The organism is Streptomyces sp. NA02950 (assembly GCF_013364155.1).
Classification (GTDB): domain Bacteria; phylum Actinomycetota; class Actinomycetes; order Streptomycetales; family Streptomycetaceae; genus Streptomyces.
This window is the reverse complement of sequence record NZ_CP054916.1, coordinates 9,135,932-9,153,984: the sequence shown is the minus strand read 5'-3', so window position 1 is coordinate 9,153,984 and position 18,053 is coordinate 9,135,932. Positions and strand designations below refer to the sequence as shown.

General features: G+C 69.6%; 13 protein-coding genes. 4 read left to right on the top strand and 9 right to left on the bottom strand.

The features are described 5' to 3' along the window. Positions 1-41: 41 nt before the first annotated feature. The 3 genes from HUT19_RS39315 to HUT19_RS39305 all read left to right on the top strand — a co-directional run bounded on the left by HUT19_RS39315 (position 42) and on the right by HUT19_RS39305 (position 3,348). Entirely contained in the window at positions 42-677 is a 636-nt protein-coding gene (locus HUT19_RS39315; protein WP_176187859.1) for an isochorismatase family protein, read from the top strand. Further along, complete coding sequence (locus HUT19_RS39310) at positions 674-2,605, top strand: anthranilate synthase family protein (protein WP_176185857.1); 1,932 nt, start codon at positions 674-676, stop codon at positions 2,603-2,605. Before HUT19_RS39315 ends, HUT19_RS39310 begins: the two co-directional genes overlap by 4 nt. Positions 2,606-2,766: 161 nt before the next feature. Next, positions 2,767-3,348: an NADPH-dependent FMN reductase gene (locus HUT19_RS39305; protein WP_176185855.1), complete on the top strand. Its 582-nt coding sequence runs from the start codon at positions 2,767-2,769 to the stop codon at positions 3,346-3,348. Between the two features lie 133 nt (positions 3,349-3,481). On the opposite strand, the gene HUT19_RS39300 is transcribed toward HUT19_RS39305, so the two are convergent. The 3 genes from HUT19_RS39300 to HUT19_RS39290 all read right to left on the bottom strand — a co-directional run bounded on the left by HUT19_RS39300 (position 3,482) and on the right by HUT19_RS39290 (position 7,939). Further along, positions 3,482-4,381 carry an arylamine N-acetyltransferase gene (locus HUT19_RS39300; protein ID WP_176185853.1) on the bottom strand — a complete coding sequence of 300 codons (900 nt, stop codon included), beginning with the start codon at positions 4,379-4,381 and terminating at the stop codon, positions 3,482-3,484. A 6-nt stretch (positions 4,382-4,387) separates the two neighbouring features. Continuing rightward, the gene (gene asnB / locus HUT19_RS39295) at positions 4,388-6,247 is read right to left on the bottom strand and encodes an asparagine synthase (glutamine-hydrolyzing) (protein WP_176185851.1); all 1,860 of its coding nucleotides are present in this window, start codon (positions 6,245-6,247) and stop codon (positions 4,388-4,390) included. A 93-nt stretch (positions 6,248-6,340) separates the two neighbouring features. Then, entirely contained in the window at positions 6,341-7,939 is a 1,599-nt protein-coding gene (locus tag HUT19_RS39290; protein ID WP_254886049.1) for a carboxylesterase family protein, read from the bottom strand. Positions 7,940-8,416: 477 nt separating this feature from the next. On the opposite strand from HUT19_RS39290, the gene HUT19_RS39285 reads away from it, so the two are divergent. Further along, positions 8,417-9,631 carry a transposase gene (locus tag HUT19_RS39285; protein WP_176185847.1) on the top strand — a complete coding sequence of 405 codons (1,215 nt, stop codon included), beginning with the start codon at positions 8,417-8,419 and terminating at the stop codon, positions 9,629-9,631. A gap of 31 nt (positions 9,632-9,662) precedes the next feature. Here HUT19_RS39285 and HUT19_RS39280 read toward each other — a convergent pair whose 3' ends face one another. From HUT19_RS39280 to nadA, 6 genes are all read right to left on the bottom strand, one after another. After that, positions 9,663-11,624, bottom strand: a complete 1,962-nt coding sequence (locus HUT19_RS39280) for a helix-turn-helix domain-containing protein (RefSeq protein ID WP_254886048.1) — start codon at positions 11,622-11,624, stop codon at positions 9,663-9,665. A 151-nt stretch (positions 11,625-11,775) separates the two neighbouring features. Continuing rightward, positions 11,776-12,918 (bottom strand): MFS transporter, encoded by a 1,143-nt coding sequence (locus tag HUT19_RS39275; RefSeq protein ID WP_176185845.1) that lies wholly within the window; start codon positions 12,916-12,918, stop codon positions 11,776-11,778. 550 nt (positions 12,919-13,468) lie between these two features. Continuing rightward, complete coding sequence (locus HUT19_RS39270; protein WP_176185843.1) at positions 13,469-14,203, bottom strand: hypothetical protein; 735 nt, start codon at positions 14,201-14,203, stop codon at positions 13,469-13,471. Between the two features lie 995 nt (positions 14,204-15,198). After that, positions 15,199-15,561: an ATP-binding protein gene (locus HUT19_RS39265; protein ID WP_303332508.1), complete on the bottom strand. Its 363-nt coding sequence runs from the start codon at positions 15,559-15,561 to the stop codon at positions 15,199-15,201. Between the two features lie 407 nt (positions 15,562-15,968). After that, a complete protein-coding gene (locus HUT19_RS39260) occupies positions 15,969-16,763 on the bottom strand; it encodes a TIGR00730 family Rossman fold protein (protein ID WP_176185839.1) in 795 nt (264 codons plus the stop codon). 23 nt (positions 16,764-16,786) lie between these two features. After that, positions 16,787-17,779 carry a quinolinate synthase NadA gene (gene nadA / locus HUT19_RS39255; RefSeq protein WP_176185837.1) on the bottom strand — a complete coding sequence of 331 codons (993 nt, stop codon included), beginning with the start codon at positions 17,777-17,779 and terminating at the stop codon, positions 16,787-16,789. Positions 17,780-18,053: the final 274 nt, after the last annotated feature.

Sequence of the window (18,053 nt, the reverse complement as noted above, 5' to 3'; positions counted from 1 at the left end):
AGAAGAGCGACGCAGAACGAGGAAGCGAGGAAATGGACGCCATGGCAGGCATGGACACGATCCGGGCCTACCGGATGCCGACAGCGGGAGATCTGCCCCGCAACACCGCCCGATGGACCGTGGATCCCGCCCGGGCGCTGCTGCTCGTCCACGACATGCAGCGCTACTTCCTGAGGCCGTTCCCGCCCCACGGCGCCGGGGCCGAGCTGGTGCGCAACGCGGTGCGGCTGCGCGAGAGCTGCGCCGCTCTGGGCATCCCGGTGGCCTACACGACGCAGCCCGGCGACATGACGGACGAACAGCGGGGCCTGCTGAAGGACTTCTGGGGGCCGGGCATGGCCGCCCACGCCGCGGACCGGGAGGTCATCGAACCGCTCACCCCCGCCCCCGGCGACTGGGTGTTCACCAAGTGGCGCTACAGCGCCTTCTTCCGCTCCGAGCTGCTGGAGCGAATGCGCGAGCACGGCTTGGACCAATTGATCGTCTGCGGAGTGTACGCCCACCTCGGTGTGCTGATCACCGCGGTGGACGCCTTCACCAACGACATCCAGCCGTTCCTCGTGGCCGACGCCGTCGCCGACTTCTCCGAAAGGCACCACCGCATGGCACTCGACTACGCCGCACAGCGCGCCGCCGTGGTCCTCACCACCGACGCGATCGGGAAGGAGCCGGCATGACCAAAGACCTGCTGGGGCAGGTGCTGGAGGGTGAGCCTCCGGCCTTCGCGTTGCTGCACCGGCCGATGACGGCCGGTGCCGGGGAGCTGGATGTGCTGGTGGGGGAGGTCTCCACGCCACCGACACTGGCACAGGTGCCGCTGGCGCGAAGCCAAGCCCCCTGGGTGGCCGGCGGCCAGGAGGTGCTGGTGGTCATCCCCTACCGGCAGATCGGGGAGCGCGGTTTCGCCTGCGCGGACGACGGGGCGCCGCTGCTGGCGATGGCCGTCACCGACCAGGCCAGAGTGCCGCTCCCGACAGCCATGGCCCGTATCGCGGATGCCCCGATCCGGCTGCGCGGCGGGCACTTCGATGTGGACGACGAGACCTACTCCGCCACGGCCCACACCATCATCACTCGCGAGATCGGCCAGGGAGCGGGGGCCAACTTCGTCCTCAAGCGCACCTTCGTCGCCGACGTCTCCGATGACGGCCCGCACAGCGCCCTGGCCTTCTTCCGGCGGCTGCTGCGGCGGGAGAGCGGCGCCTACTGGACCTTCCTCATCCACACCGGCGACCGGACGCTGGTGGGCGCCAGCCCCGAGCGGCACATCAGCGTGCACCGCGGCACAGCGGTGATGAACCCGATCAGCGGCACCTACCGCTACCCGCCCACCGGCCCCACCCTGCGGGGGGTGCTGAACTTCCTGGCCGACCGCAAGGAGGCCGACGAACTGTACATGGTGGTGGACGAGGAGCTGAAGATGATGGCCCGCGTCTGCGAGAGCGGCGGCCGGGTGTCCGGCCCGTACCTGAAGCAGATGGGCCATCTGGCCCACACCGAGTACCTGCTGGCCGGCCACACCGCCCAGGATCCGCGCCGGGTGCTGCGCGACACACTGTTCGCCCCGACCGTGACCGGCAGCCCGCTGGAGAACGCCTGCCGGGTCATCGATCGCTACGAACCCCACGGCCGCGGCTATTACAGCGGGGTGGCCGCTCTCATAGGCCGCGACCGTCACGGCGGCCGCACCCTTGACTCGGCGATCCTGATCCGCACCGCCGACATCAGCGCCGGCGGCCGACTGCGCATCGGGGTGGGCGCCACCCTGGTCCGCCACTCCGACCCCGCCGACGAGGCCGCCGAGACCCGGGCCAAGGCAGCCGGACTCCTCAGCGCCCTCGAGAGCGCGCACCCCGGGCAGGCGCGGGGACGGACCGCCCGCCCCGCCCGGCTCGCCTCGCACCCACGCGTGCGCGCCGCACTGCGGCAGCGCAACCACCACATCGCCGCCTTCTGGCAAGCGGAGGACGAGGTGCGCCACCGTCCGGACCCGGTGCTGGCCGGACGCCGGGTCCTCGTCGTCGATGCCGAGGACACCTTCACCTCGATGCTCGGTCACCAGCTCCGCGTCCTCGGACTGCAGGTGGCGGTGCGGCGGTTCGATCAGTCCTGTGCCTTCGACACTTACGACCTGACCGTCCTGGGCCCGGGTCCCGGTGACCCGCGCGCCACCGGTCATACCAAGATCGCCCGCCTTCATTCCGCCGTACAGGCCCTGCTCGCCCAGCGGCGCCCGTTCCTCGCCGTGTGCCTCAGCCACCAGGTCCTGTGCGCACACCTCGGCCTGGACCTCTTGCGGCGTAAGGCCCCCAACCAGGGCATTCAGCGGGAGATCGACCTGTTCGGGGTCCGCGAAACCGTCGGCTTCTACAACACCTTCGTGGCGGTCAGCCCCGAGGACACCATGGTCCATCCCGGCGTCGGCCGCGTCGAGATCAGCCGTGACCGGCGCACCGGCCAGGTCGACGCACTGCGCGGACCCGGTTTCGCGTCTCTGCAGTTCCACCCCGAATCACTCCTCACCCAGGACGGTCCGCGTATCGTCGCCACGCTTCTCGGAGCGCTCCTCGCGAAGCCGCCGCACAGGGAGGAGGCGAACACATGACGGGCCCGCTCCGGGACGGCGGGCCACGACCCAGGGCGCTCCCCGCGGGCTCACGGGAGTTGACGGACTCCCTGGGGCGCGCTTGATCCTGGGGCACCGTGCCCACGACAGTCCTGCCACGACAGTCCTGAAGGAATCCACCCAGCTGAAGGAGACAGCGCATGTCCGGAAACCCGCACCGCCTCGCCGTCGTGATCGGCAGTGTGCGGCAGGGCCGCATCGGGCCGGGGGTCGCTTCGTGGTTCGCGCAAGAGGCGAGGAAGCACGGACACTTCGCCATCGACGTCATCGACCTCGCGGAGGCGAGGCTGCCGGAGCTCCTCACCGACGAGCCGCCAACCGAGGTGCGGGCCCTTGCCCCCCGCCTGGCCGCGGCGGACGCGTTCGTCCTGGTCACCCCGGAGTACAACCGCTCCTTTCCCGCCTCCCTGAAGACCGCGATCGACTGGTATGTCGAGGAGTGGCAGGCCAAGCCGGTCGGACTGGTCTCCTACGGCGGCATCGGCGCGGGTATCCGCTCCAGCGAGGCGCTGCGGCCGGTACTCACCGAACTGCACGCCGTGGTCGTCCGCGACGCGATCAACATCCGCAATGTCTGGGAAGACATGGACGACTCGGGCACCCTGCGGGCCCCGGCCGAACTGGACGCGGCCGCCAAGGTCCTCCTCGACCAGCTCGCCTGGTGGGGAACCGCGCTGCACGACGCGAAGGCCAAGCAGCCCTTCAAGGCGGGTCCGGCGTAGGACCTGTCAAGGCGATCTTCTCGAGCCCGCGACGCCGGCTACGGCACCCCCGGCTACGCTGGGGGGTGCCCCTGCCTCTGACGCCGCGGGCTGATCCTCACAGATCGCCTGGACAGGATCCGGGCATCTCGCGTCACGGGCTCCGCCGCACCGCCCCGGTCCGCGCGAGGAGGAACCGCGTGAGGAGCCGCTCCTCCTCTCCGGTGAGGGCGGTGCCGAAGGTCTCCCGGAGGTTCCGCGGAACATCCTCGGCGGACAGGACCGTGCGCCGGGACCGCCCGTCGGGGTACTCGGTGACCAGCACCTGGTCCCTCAGCAGGTGGCGCGCCCGCTCCGAGCCGCGCTGCACGATCAGCCGGCCGACGAACGGCGACCCCGGCCTGGTGGAGCTGCAGTAGTGAGCCGCCTGGAAGTCGACCTCGTACTGCGGCTCCGGGCGGAAGGCGTACAGGTCGAACCACGCGCCCGCCCGCAGGCAGCGCAGGACCCAGTGGCCGTCGTCCACACCCAGCTGCCAGGTCCAGCCGGCGACCGTGCTGGTCGCGCCCTCCGCGAGCGGGATGGGCTCGATCAGGCCCGCATGGCCGTAGCCGGGATCGGCCAGCCACACCACTCCGTCGGCCTTGACCAGCAGACAGGTGTGGGAGCGGGCCCTGCGTCTCGTGTCGCCCTCGCGAATGCGCGCCAGAAGCCGGGTGACCGGGAAGCCCAGGCGGTCGAGCGCGGCCGCGAACAGCAGGTTGTTCTCGTAGCAGTAGCCGCCGCGGCCCGCTCGCACCAGCTTCCGCTGGATGCTCTCGAGGTCGATCCGGACCTCACGCCCCAGGGCGATGTCCACGTTCTCGAAGCAGATGGTGCTCATGTGCGCCCGGTGCAGCCGCCGCAGCACCTCGAAGGCGGCGGAGCGCGGCCCGTCGTAGCCGACGCGGGCGAAGTACGCGTCCAGATCCAGCGTTCGGCTCCCCCACTCCGGCGAGTCGTCGACAGCCCAGAGCAGGTCGGCGGCTTTGATGGGACCGGCGTTCACCGGCATGGCCGCTCACAGCTCCACGCGGACGTCGTACGCGTCCACCCAGGCGTTGAACTCGACCAACCGCTCCATGACGGCACGTGTACCCCACAGGCCGCCGAGCCCGGCGTAGGACTCGACCGGCTTGTCCAGCAGCCTCCTGATCCTCTCGGCCGGCACGAGCTGGAGCACTGGTGAGCCGTCCTTGAGCAGGTCGCGTACCTGGACGCGCAGGGCGGCCACGTAGTCCTGGGCCTGAGTGGAGGGGTAGGGGCTCTTCTTGCGCTCCAGCACCGACTGCGGCAGCAGATGGCTGGTGGCCGCGCGCAGCAGGCTCTTCTCCCTGCCGTCGAAGGTTTTCATCGCCCAAGGGGTGTTGAAGACGTACTCCACGAGCCGGTGGTCGGTGAACGGTACACGGACCTCGAGCCCCGTCGCCATGCTGATCCGGTCCTTGCGGTCCAGCAGGAACTTCTCCCACCGGCTGATATTGAGGTAGGTCAGCTCCCGCATCCGCGCCTCATGACCGGACTCCCCCTCCAGCCGCGGAACTTCGGCCAGGGCTTCGGCGTACCGCCGCTTGACGTACTCCCCCAGGCCCAGCCGGTCCCAGAGCCCGGTCTCCTTCAGCGTCTCCAGGCCGCCGTGCCTCCGCCAGGCGTCGTACCAGGGGAAGGTGTCCCCGTTTACCGCCTCCTCGTCGAAGAACCAGTTGTAGCCGCCGAACAGTTCGTCGGCGGTCTCGCCCGACAGCGCGACCGTCACCCGCCGCTTGAGCGCCGTGCACAGGTGGTACAGCGAATGCTCCATGTCCCCGGTGGAGACGGGCAGGTCCTGGCAGCGCAGGACCCGGTCGCGCACCTCGGGATCGAGCACGTCCGCGCTCTCCAGCTCGACGACCATGTGCTCGGCCCCGCAGTGTGCGGCGACGTCGACCGCGTACGGAGCGTCGGGGTCCAGCCAGATGCCATTGCCCTTGAAGGTGTCGTCGTTGCCCCGGAAATCCACGGAGAAGGCGTCGATGGGCTCCCCTGCCCCCTGCTCCCTGAGTGCCTTCGCGGCCAGGACGGTGATCGCGCTGGAGTCCAGGCCGCCCGAGAGCAGCGTGCCCACCTTGACGTCCGCGATCAACTGGCGCCGCACGATGTCCTCGAGGAGTCCGCGGACGCGGCCGACGGTGGTGTGGAGGTCGTCGGTGTGCGGGCGCGCTTGGAGCCTCCAGTACGTACGGGTGCCGCGGCGGCCCGAGCGGCCGAAGCGTACGACGGTGCCGGGCACGACCTCGTGCATGCCCTTGAAGACGGCGTGACCCGGGGTGTTGACGATGGCGAAGATCTCGGCGAGCCCCTCGGCGTCGACCACCGCCTCGGCCTCGGGGTGGGCGAGGATCGCCTTGGGCTCGGAGCCGAAGAGCACACCGTCCGCGGTGGGGTAGTAGAAGAGGGGCTTGACACCCATGCGGTCACGCACCAGCAGCAGTTCCTCGGTGCGTACGTCCCAGATGGCCAGGGCGTACATGCCGTTGAGGCGCTCGGCGAACTCCTCGCCCCATTCGAGGTAGGCGTGCAGCACCACCTCGGTGTCGCTGGAGGTGCGGAACTGGTGCCCGAGGCCGAGGAGCTCCTCCTTCAGCTCCCGGTAGTTGTAGACCTCGCCGGTATAGGTGATGACGGGGAGGCCGTCGCCCTGGTGGGCCACGGGCATCGGCTGGCGGCCGCCTTCGAGGTCGATGACCGCCAGCCGGCGGTGGCCGAGCACGGCGTGGGGCGAGCTCCATACGCCGCGGGCGTCCGGGCCCCGGCACGCCAGGGTCTCCGTCATGGCCGACGCCGCGTCCTCGCAGCGCGTCAGGTCACGGTCATAGCCGACCCAGCCGGCCAGTCCGCACATAGGGATCAGATCCTTCCTCAGAGCTTTCCGGTTGTCCGCACGGTGGTCGCCACGCGTGCGTGGTGCGGGTGACCTCAGCGGAAAGAACGTGCCTCACGGCCGGGGCACCCATTCCGCCTCGTCCCAGTACCGCAGTTGGCGCTGCTTGGAGACGGTGCCGATCTCGGCGGTCCGCGCGCCTCCCAGAATCATCGTGCTGGGTCTTTCCGGTGAGAATTCGGGCCAGGCGGGGGCGTTCGGACTGTTCGGGGACTCACCCCGGGCAAAGGTGGCCACCAGCTCGATCAGCGTGTCGGATATCCGCCGCTCCAGCGGTCCGTTGCCGTATTCCGCGGCGTTCTGCGGCAACGTGTGCGTGCCGAAGAGGAACTTGGAGGTCGCCTCGTGCGGTGTGCCGGAATACGGCGGCCGCACGGGATGGGCGAATTCCATGACGTACTGGGGGGAACTGCCGTGCCCGGCGTGGCGCTCGGCGAGGCGGACGATCTGGTAGCGGAACAGCCCGTCGCCCCACATCTCCGTCCAGAGGGACACCGGGTCCCGGGGCAGCCCGTCGGCCGCGGCGGCCTCCCGGTAGGCGGTGACACAGGCCTCGACCTGCTCGTCACGGACCTCCACGGCCCCCTTGCACAGCAGGTCGCGCACCGCTGCCCTCAGCCCCTGGTCGTCGGCCGGGTGCGGGCCGGGGAAGGGGAAGCCGGGGCCGGTGGTGAAGAACGAGCCCTCGGTGCGGGCGTAGACGGTCATCATGGGCAGTCCCGGGGTGGGAAGTTGGTGGTCGTATCCGCGCATCCAGTGCCCGTCGACCACCGGTCCCCGGTACCCGCGCCCGCCGTCCACGGCGCGCTTCACCGGGCTGCCGGAGAACTCCTTCTCCCAGGCGTTCTTCAGCGCGCCCGCCGGTACGCGGCGCAGGCCCTTCACGGTCGTGCCGAATGTGCGCGCGATGCTCTCGTACACCGCGCTGGACTCCTCGGCGGACAGGGAGCTGGCCGGGTGCCACACATGCTTGGTGCTGATCGGAACGATCCTGTGGACGATGCCGCGCAGTTCCGGGATGAGGGCGAGCTGCCAGGCGCTGGAGCCACCGGCGGAGGTTCCGCTCAGGGTGATGTTGCCGGGGTCACCACCGAAGGCGGCGGCGTTCTTACGGACCCAGCGCACGAGCGCGGCCTGATCCTGGAGACCCCAGTTGGCGAAAGAACCGGTCACGGGGTCAGCGAAGTCCTCGTGCAGTCCCCACCCCAGGGCGCCCAGACGGTAGTTGAAGGTGACCACGACCATGTCGCCGTGGATCGCGAGACGGGCACCGTCGTAGTCGCGCTCGCTGCCCGCGCCGATGTACCAGCCGCCGCCGTGGATGTAGATGAGCACGGGCCGGGAGCCCTCGGTGCCGGGGGTCCAGATGTTGGCGTAGAGGCTGTCCTCGCTGCTGCCTGGGAGGTAGTCCGTTTGCAGCGACGGGGGGCCGGGCCGGGTGGCGTCGCGTACCCGCGTCCAGGGCTCCGGGGGCCACGGCGAGGCGAAGCGCAGGTCCCCGACCGGGGGCGCGGCATAGGGAACGCCCCGGAAGACAGTGACCCCGCCACGGCGCTCCCCCATCACAGGACCGGCCGTGGTCCGCGCCGTCACCGAACGTCCCCGTCCGGGCGGCAGGCGTGCGGCGGCGACCGCCGGGGGCGCGTCGGCCACGAAGGTCTGCCTCCGTCCCCTCTCAGGGACTCCCCGCTCAGACATCGCGGCATCCCCGGAGCACGGAAGAGGTGTCAGGGGGAGGCGGCAGGAATACCGACGCGATGAGCCGGCGCACACGACACGTGCCCGGAGAGGAAATGACGGCGACATGAAGCATACGGGGCTGCCTTCCTCGGGATTTCCGGTGGTCTGGCGCTACCGAGCCTGCCGTGATGCCCCATTGCCACCAAAGGCGGCGGCCCTACTCCGTCATGTCGTGCGTAACGGATCACTTGCGCGGACGTCCCGGCACTCCATAGGCGTCCATGACGCAAGGTAATCGGCGCACGAAGGACGACCGGAGTGGTGGGTGAGCCACCGGCTTCTGATGTATCGGTGTGTCCTGTGCACCTGGGCAGGCACGTTCCACTTCCCCCATCGTCGCTGTCCAGCGCTGAACGTCCGAACCGAACCGGATGATGGGGATGGAAGACGATGAGCGGTGTCGCCCTGTCCACGGAGGACCTCTCAGGTGACGCAAAAGCCTGGCGGCCGCCCGGCATCGGCGATGTCGTCCTCGACGAACTCTGCTCGACGCTCTTCGCATCGCTGCCCCGCAGGGACCAGCGGCGGAGGGCCGCGGAATATGTGCGGGGGCTTTTGGGGACCGAGGGCCGCAAGTCGGTGAGGAACATCGCAGCGCTGATCGGCGGCCAGGCCACCGAACAGAGCCTGCATCACTTCGTGTCCAGCTCCACCTGGGACTGGACCCCGGTTCGCCGGGCGCTGGCCCAGTACCTGGTGAGGGCCGCGCCTCCGCAGGCGTGGGTGGTACGCCCCATGGTCATCCCGAAGGCCGGTGAGAACTCGGTGGGGGTGGACAGGCGCTTTTTCCCCGCGCTCGGGCAGAGCCTCAACGCACAGCAGGCAGTTGGGGTCTGGGCCGCCTCGATGGCCCGAAGCGATCCGGTCAACTGGCGGCTCCAGCTTTCCGACGCGTGGCTGGCGGACCTTACGCGGCGCAGCCGGGCGTCGATCCCGGACGAACTCGTCCCCGAGTCGCTGGAGGACTGCGCGGTCGAGGCGTACTTGGGCATGACGCGGAGCTGGGACCTGCCGGTCCGGCCGGTCGTGCTGGACGCACGCGAGGCAGGGGCGGTGTCCGCCGTCCGCAGGTTCCGCGCCGCGCACGTGCCGCTGCTGGTGAGGATCAACAGCAGCGTCCGGCTGAGGATGACCGACCCCGCCCTGCCGGACCGGGACGAGGCCCTGTCGGCCCACCAGATCATGAACTTGGCCGGGAACAGGAGGCGTCCCGTGCCCTGGCACGGCCTCGGCCGCCCGGCGGAAGCCGTCCACACCGTCCTGGCCGCGACCGCTCGCGTCACCATGGCCTCGCACCCGGGGCGCTTGGGGCGGGGCGCGGCCCGGGAGGAGCTGCTCCTGCTGGGGACAGGAGAGCACGGCTGCCCATGGCCGGCCGAGTTGTGGCTGACGGATCTGATGCACGCCTCGCCCGCCGACCTGCTGCGGCTGACCACGCTGGTTCACCGGGTGGACCGTGACTTCGCCGAGATCTCGGACCGGGTGGGGATGCGGGACTACACCGGTCGCTCGTACATCGGCTGGCACCGGCACGTCACGCTGGCCTCGGCCGCCCACGCCATCGCAACGCTGACCGGCACCACCCAGCGTCATGCCTGCTGCTGAGCCAGGTCCTGTTCGGTCGCCCGGACAGGACCTACGCGCCCTGGCCCTGGGGAGCCCAGGCCGGCGACAGCACCTCCCGCTTGTCGTCGCGCAGGGCGTGCCGCATCCGGGAGAGCCGGAGCGCCACCTGGATCTCCAGGGCCCGGTCGGGCTGCTGCCACTCGGGGCCGAGCAGTTCGCTGATCCGCCTGAGGCGTCGGGCGACGGTGTTGGGGTGTACGTACAGCATCTTGGCGGTCTGGGTCGGGCTGGTGCCCGCGCTGAAGTAGACCTCCAGGGTGCGCGTGAGGTCAGTGAAGTGCTGCCGGTCGTAGTCGATCACGGGACGGACGGTGGATTCGATGAAGCCCTCGACGTCGTGGTTCCCTGAGAGCAGGAGTCCGAGGAAGCCCAGTTCACCAGCGGCGGCGGCGCGCCCGGTGAGCCCCAACGCGGTCATCGCGGACAGGCAGCGCCGCGCCTCCAGGTACGCGTGGTGGACCGCGCCCGCGTCCGGCACCGGGCCCGCGGCGCTCACCGTCACCACGTCCTTCAACAGCGGGGCGAGTTCCTTGAGCACCGCACGGGCGACGGCACTCGGGTCCGTGCCGGGCAGCAACAACACGGTCCGGCCGTCGTGCGCGCTCTTGATCCCGCCCACCCGGTGAACGTACAGATCGGCCCAGACGACTTCCCTGCCGTGGGTCTCTCCCTCGGGGCACGCGACCACCACGACGTGGGGGTCGTCGAGGTTGACGCCGAGCCGGCAGGCCCGCTTGCCCAGCTGCCGTGCCGACCGCTTGGTGCCGGCCAGCAGGTCGTCGAGCAGCTCGTCGCATGCCTGCTGTTCTCCGACGTCGACAGCCCTGCCCCGCTGCACCAGCAGCCCGGCCGCCATCGCCCGGGCGGCTCCGCCCAGGAGCCGCCGGCCGTGGTCGGTGAAGGGCCGGTCGGGGTACGCGAGCAGCGTACCGAGGTGTTCCTCGCCCGCCAGGAGGGGCGTCGCCCAGGCACCGTTGTCCAGTTCCGTCGGCCCGCGGGACGCGTAGGCGTCCATCGTGGCCACCGTCACGGCGGTCCCGTCCGTCGCCGGCTCTTCTCCGGCGGCGAGAACGGTGCCGTCGGGCCCGTACACCCCCAGCGGACAGCCCAGGCCCCGGCCGGCCTCCTCGGCCACCGCCTGGAGGCCACCGCCGCCGAGCACCTGCCCGATCAGCCGGTCGTGGAGGTCGGTCAGCTCGCTCAGCCTGCGCAGTTCGGCACCACGGCGGGAGTCTGCCTGCTCCAGCGCCGCCACGTCGGCGGCGCCCCGCTCCAGTTGGGCGACCGTCTCGACGGCCGCCGCGGCGAGCTCGGCGAGGGAGCTCATCAGGGACAGCTCATCCGCGCTGAAGTGCCGCACCGTGCGGTCGGAGACGTAGAGGATTCCCACCGGGTCCTCTCCAGGCCCCAGCGGCACGGCCATGAGCGCGCATACTCCCTCGTCCCTGACCACCGCGTCGAGGCGGTCGTTGTGCGGGAAGCGCCCGTCGGCCAGGTAGTCGGCGGTCCACAAGGGGGAGGCACTGGCCAGCACGCCGTTGGCGAGCCCGCCGCTGTCGGGCAGTTCCAGCCCCAGGTTGCGCCGGGAGGTGTGCCCGTCGGACGCCGTGACCCGCAGCCGGTCCTCCCTCCCGACCCGGAGACTGACGAATGACAGGTCGGCGCCGAGCAGGTGCCGTGCCCGGCGGGTGACGAGGTGGAGGAGGGTGTCCAGGTCTCCCGCCCTGGCGAGATCTCGCGCGGTCTCGATCAGCGCGGTCAGACTCGCCTCGCGCTGCCGCCACCGCTCCCTCTCCATATGAAGGTGCAGGCCCAGCCGCCGGGACCGCTCCAGCGCGGCCAGCTCCGCGCCGGAGGCACCGGCCGCCCGCGCTCTCGCGACGAGCGACTCGAAGTGGTCCGCCGGAGCCCTGCTCGCCAGCAGCTCCAGTACGGCACAGGCATCCGCTCCTGTCAGGGTCCTCTGTTCCACCCTGGTTACCCTTTCTGCGGCTCTCCACCGCTCTGGCTGAATGGGGCTCGGCTCGGGAAGCCGCGCATCTCTCGTCGCAGGCCCGGCGGCGGCGTCCAGGCGGCTTCCCGGCACGCCCGCGCGGGAGTTCCGGCGTCCGACGGCCGACCCGTCAGACGTACAGGACCGATACAAGGGCCGGCCCGAAGGCCACGCCGAGGAGGTAGGAGAGGTTGAACAGACCGATCGCCGCCGGCCGGTGGCCCCCGGGGACCGCTGAGGTGGCACGCACCGCGAACACACCCTGGCCCGATGCCGCCGCGATCGACGCGAGGGCCTGGGCCCCCAGGAGGACCGACGCCCAGACGCTGATGGCCGCCGTCAAGGCTGCCACGACACCCATGACGACGAGCGCGGTGGTCACGGCCCGGGGCGCCCGGGCGGAGGCGGCCACGACGAACCAGGAGAGCAGGCCCCCGAGCAGCATCGGCCAGACCACGGCCACTCCGATCTGGCTGGTCGTCCAGTCGGTGTACCGGGCCAGCTGCCGGGGAACCGCGTACACCATGCCGAAGTTGATCACGGCAAGGGAGAAGGCGAGCCCCGCGGCGGTGAGGAACGCGGGCGTGCGCACCAGGACAGCGGGCACAAACCCCGCTTCGCGCACGCGAAGGTGGCTCCACAGCTTCGCGGCGGTGATGGCGGCACAGACACCCGCGACGACGGGCCAGTGGGGGACGGAGACCAACGCCGTGACCAGCGCCGTCAGAAGCACGGCCCCGACCCGGTCGAACCGGTCGTCGGAGGGCGGGAGCTGATGCCCCCTCAGGATGACAGCGGGCACGGCCATCACACTGAGCAGGGGGAGGGCAAAGGCCACCTGCCAGGACAGCTTGTCGCTCACGAGCGATCCCACCAGCGGTGCCGTCGAGCCGACCACGGCCAGCGCGGCGGTCACCACCCCCATCCTGCGCGCGGAGTCGGCGAGGTTCATGGCGGTCGCGGTCAGACCCGCGATACCGAGCGCCTGCAGCGCGCTGCCGAGCACGAGGAAAGGCAGCGCGGGTATGGCGGCGAGGAGCGTCGCGCCGGCCAGTACGAGCAGGCCGCAGGCGGTCAGCGCGGCGCGCATGCCCCGATGGCCGAGCAGACCGGCCATCAGCGGCGTCCCGACCGAGAGCCCCCAGCCGAAGGCCGTCACCGCCCAGGTCGCCGCTTCTGCCGGGACATCGAGGTCCCGCGCCACGTCGTCGAGGATGAGCGCCGGTCCCGCGATACCGAAGGCCATCGGCCCGGCCAGTACGGCGAGCCACATCGTCGGGACCGGGGCCCGGCGGCTGCCGGGGTCTAACGCGCTGCCATACCGATCCACCACACCATCACCCGTCTCTCGGCATCATCCGTATGCCGCTCAAGGACGCTTGCGTCGCACGAAGTCCCAGGGCGGCCGGCACCCACCTCCATGGCCTTCCGCGGGAGCCAAGATCCCCCGGCTCCCGGCCTCCGAGGCGGTATGACGCGTACGTCGCGCCGACCCTGACCCGACGGTGCCACCGGGGCCAGGACCTGGAGCGGGGAGCGGTCGGCGTGGACCCGCAATCGGCCGGGATCACCGTGCCCGAACGCTTCGTCGGTCCACCCGCCATCAGGAGGGCCGCATGTGGAGCCCGACCACCCGCAGGTTCACTCTACAGATGACTCGAGCTTTTCTTAGCCTTCTCCACAAGAGTAGAGCACGCTGGTGTGACGGCCAACACAGCTGACAGATGGCGGCAGTTGGGCCACGTCTCGCCGGGCCGCCCCGCCTCCCCCCTCGCTTCCGCCTCTGCGCTTCGCCACCCGGCCCGGGCTGCCGCTGACCGCAGCTACTTCTCCTTGATCGGGAACACCCAGGAAATGTGTCCCGATCCGATGGCCTCCAGAATGGCGTCTGTGGCCTGGCGGCGCCTCTGCGGCGTCCATTGGGGCGCTTCCTCGGCCATTCTGGCGACGAACTCGATGACACCCGCATCTCTGAGGGCGACGAAGTCATCAAGTTCGACATCGATGGCAGCAGCCAGGTCGTCATCAAGGAAATAAGCGGCCTGCGGGCCATTCTCGTCGGCGAGGCCGAAATGGTCTGCCAGAGCGATGACATGCCTGAGGCGGGGATTGGGGAGCGAACCCGCCGGAGGATTCAGCAGCTCACGGATGTAGCTGGATGAAATGGTGCCGTAACTGCCGTCCTGGCTGATCGACTTGGCGGTCTCCTCTGGCGTGAAGGGCCCGCGCCCCGGCGGATGGACCCTGTCGAACAGCCGACGCAACCTGGCGGGAAACGACCGGCGGGGACTTTCGTCACCCGAGCGTTCCTTCCGGCCGCCCACGAAGACGGCCGGGCACACCTGGAGGGCTGCCGCCAGGTCCTCCAGGGTCTGCAGGGTCGGGTTGTCCCGGTGCCCCTTGCGCAAGTGGGAGATATAGCCGTCGGTGATATACCCACCGCGATCGCAGATGAGCTGGGTGAGTTCGGTGTTGGTGTAACGCTCGCGGCGGTGGTCCGGGTTCTGGCAGAGTTCTTCGAGGACCTGGGCGAACGTTTTCCCTTGCCCGTCACCCATCGTCGCGCCTCCCTTGCGACGTCCTCAACAAGCGTGGCGTCACCCGGCAATGTGGAGCAGATACTCCTGACCTGTTCGGCTCCGAGGTTACCTCATGGAGCGTGGATCGGTGGTTGCTGCAAGCGGCTGTGGGCACCGATCCGGCAGGACGCCGGAAGCGGCCGTCATGCGATGACATGCCGCCGATTCATCACCCACGGGGCGCGATCCGCCGTTCCCCATCGTGAGACACGGGACCGCAGGTGGCCGGTCGGCGTTGGGCAGGACCGGCAGGAAGAGCCCCGCCTCGCACAGGAGCTGGACCTGTCCACCCGCATCTGCGCACTGGAGGGGAGCGCCGGCTCGCGGCCCCGACCACCCGGATCCACCAGGCCAGTTCGGTGTCGATGCTGCCACCGCCCCGGACGCTGTGCTCATCGAGGGTGCCGGCGGAGTCCGGGAGGACGTGACACCCCGGTGCCAGCGGCATACTGTTTCAGGCAGCTGAGCGGCTTGGACCGTGGCGTCGGGTTTCTCACTCGCCCGACCGCTGTTCCGGCCGTGTCCCTCCGCGGTCCGACGGACCGCGAGGTCAAAGTGGAGGGGCAGGTTGGAGAACGCCCGCCAAGACGCCACCGTCCGTGTGTCTGGGGCCGGTTCGGGACCGTGAGCCCGGCGACGAGCAGCAGTCCACGCCGGTGACCGCCGTGAGTGCGATGACCGCAGGATGGCCGGAATAGTAGATGGGAAAATCGAGCGGACGCTCTTCGGACATCTACGAGTGCGAGAACAACAGGCCGGCTAATGCGCCAAAAGCCACGTGGGCGAGTTCATGCAGCAGGATTCCGAGCCGGTGGCACCAGGAGTGCGATGTGATGAAGAAGACGATGCATGTCCCGTCTCGGCATCGGCCACAAGCGCCCGGGCCACAGCGACGGCGGGCGGGCGTGGCGGCCGCCGTCGCAGCCGGCCCGTCCACGCGGCGCTCCCGTGGCGGAAGGAACCGTATCCCTTGGTCAGTCGCCGCCACCGGTCGCGGATGGGGCATGGAAGGCGCACCAGGTCGTCTTCGTACCGTGGGCCTTCCGCTGGAACCCCCAGGCGTCGGAGAGACACTGCACCAACTGGAGCCCGCGTCCGCGCTCTCCCTCACCGTCGGGCTGCCGTATCGCCGGATCGTCGGGGGAACCGTCCTCGACCTCGATGCGCAGCTCGCCGTCGGCGTACTTCACGGCGATACCCACCACCCCGTACGGTGCGTGCTGCACCGCGTTGGTGACCAGCTCGCTGGCTACGGTCCGGGCATCCTGGACGAACGACGCCAGTCCCCACCGCTGCAGGTGTTCCGCCACCAGATCCCGGGCAGTTTTCGGGACCATCTCGGTCCGGCAGTCGGTCGGGAAGAGGCAGGCCTCGAACTCATGCGTGACCGCCGAGCTCGAAGTCCCCGCACCTGGGCGGCAGTTGGTGACAGTTTCGGTCATCATAGCCTCTCAGAGGGAGGAGGGTTCGCTGTGCCGGCCCTCCGGGGGCGGGAGAGCCGACCGATGCGGTCATACCCTTGTGGCGAGAACCGCCAGTCATCACCACATCAGTACGGGTAGAAGGTAGTGGCAACCCCGCCGCGGGACAACTGTTGTGGCGATACGACAGGCTTGAGTCACGTGTCAGTATGGCTCGTTGGCGGGCGCCACACCCTTGCCACAGGAGCCGCCCTGCCTGTTACTCGCGTTTCATACTCAGATGCCACAGGGCACGGCCTGGTGTTCCCCCGGTAAGGCAACCTCTACGGCCGCTTAGGTTGCTCGTCATTTGCTCCTGGGGAGCGACTGACCGCGGAATCAGTGCACCAGCTCGGCGACCGTTGCGGAGGTGCAGCTGTGCCGACAGGCCCGTCCCTGCCGTTCACGACCGTGCTCAACGATCTGTGCCTGCACCCCCTCGGCCGTTCACAGCGCTCCACCAACGCCGAACTGGCCCAACTCGTTGTCGACAACGGTGGCGACATCACCGACGGCTGGTCCGTGACGTGGGGGTCATGGACGCAGGAGTTCATGGCGTCGGCGACGGTGGTGGTCCAGACGGGTTGCGCGAGGTCGGTGGAGCGCAGCAGTTTACGACGGGCGACTTCTTCGAACCACTGCCGCAGTGTGCTGTAGTGCCCGTCGGGGTCGAGGATGACGATGGGTTTGTCGTGTGCGCCGATGCAGGCGGCACTCCAGGTGTCGATGAGTTCCTCACAGGTGCCCAAGCCGCCGGGCAGAACCAGGAAGGCGCCGGCGTGTTCCAGGAAGTGCTGTTTGCGCGTGAGCAGGTCCGGGACGGTGATGAGGACATCGGCGTCGGTGTCCGCGCGATGGGCCAGTTTTCTGGGGACGACCGCGGTGGTGTGTCCGCCGTGGGCGCGCACCGTTGTGCCCAGCACGCCCATGAGGGCGTTGCGTTGTCCGCCCCAGAGCAGGTTCCATCGCTGAGCGGCGATGGCGCGTCCTGTCTCCTCGGCCAGTGATCGGTAGGTGGGCAGGGCTGCTTCGGCCGCTGAACAGTAGACGCAGAGGGTGAATTCGGTGTGTGGTGTCATGGTGGCGATTCCCTGCTCTGCGCTCATTCCCCGCCGCCGGGAGTGCCTATCCGGATCATGCGGGTGACGGCCTGCCGGGCCCGGTCCGCGACCTCATCGGGCACGTGGACCTCGTCGCGCCCTTCCTCCAGGCAGCGCAGCAGAGCACCGGCCGTGATCATTTTCATATAGCGGCAGCTGGCCCTTGGGTTGACGGGCTGGAAATCCACTGCGGGGGCCGCGCGGCGCAGTTGATGGAGCATGCCGATCTCGGTGGCTACCAGCGCCCTGGACGAGCGGCACCGCCGGGCAGCCTCGATCATGCCGCCGGTCGAGGTGATGGTGACGCGCTGTTCGGACACCACGCCCGAGCCGGCAAGGTACAGCGCGGAGGTAGCGCAACCGCACTCCGGGTGGATCAGCAGCTCGGCATCGGATTCCTCGGCCGCCCGGTCGGCGAGGGTCTGCCCGTCGATTCCTGCGTGCACATGGCACTCGCCGGACCAGATGAGAAGGTTCTCCCGGCCCGTTTCGCGCTTCACGTGGGCGCCGAGGAACTGATCCGGCAGGAACAGGACGGTCCGGTCGGCAGGAACGGACCGCACGACGTCGACCGCGTTCGAGGAGGTGCAGCAGACGTCGGATTCTGCCTTGATGGCAGCGGTGGTGTTCACATAGGAGACCACCATCGCATCCGGGTGCTCGGCCTTCCACGCCCGCAGGTCGTCAAGGGTGATCGAGTCGGCGAGGGAACACCCCGCGCGGGCATCCGGGATGAGTACGCGCTTGGCGGGGCTGAGGATCTTCGCGGTCTCGGCCATGAAGTGCACGCCGCAGAAGACCACGGTCGACGCTTCGGTGGCGGCCGCGATACGGCTCAGCGCCAGCGAATCACCAACGTGATCGGCAATGTCCTGGATCTCCGGAAGCTGATAGTTGTGGGCGAGAATCACGGCGTCCGACTGTCGCGCCAGTTCCCGTACCGATGTCTGCCAGCGGACATCTGCGTGGACTTCGGGTTCACGCGGACCATCCATGTCGTTGTCCTCCTTTGAGCGTATGGGCCGTTGGTACCGGGTCGTCTACCCGGCCGATGTGCCACGTGCGTCACCCAGGGTTGTGAGAAACCCAGTTGGAAAACCAGCAACCACCCGCAAGCGGGATCTTTGGACCGGACGTGCGGAGTGCTGCACCGGATCGCCAAACGATCTTCGAAGTGCCGCCAACCATGCTTGACGATGTGAGGCCTCCTGCCGAGATCCGAGATGGCACCGCACAGGCTCATCCGGAGTCGTTGGAAGCTCAGCAGGG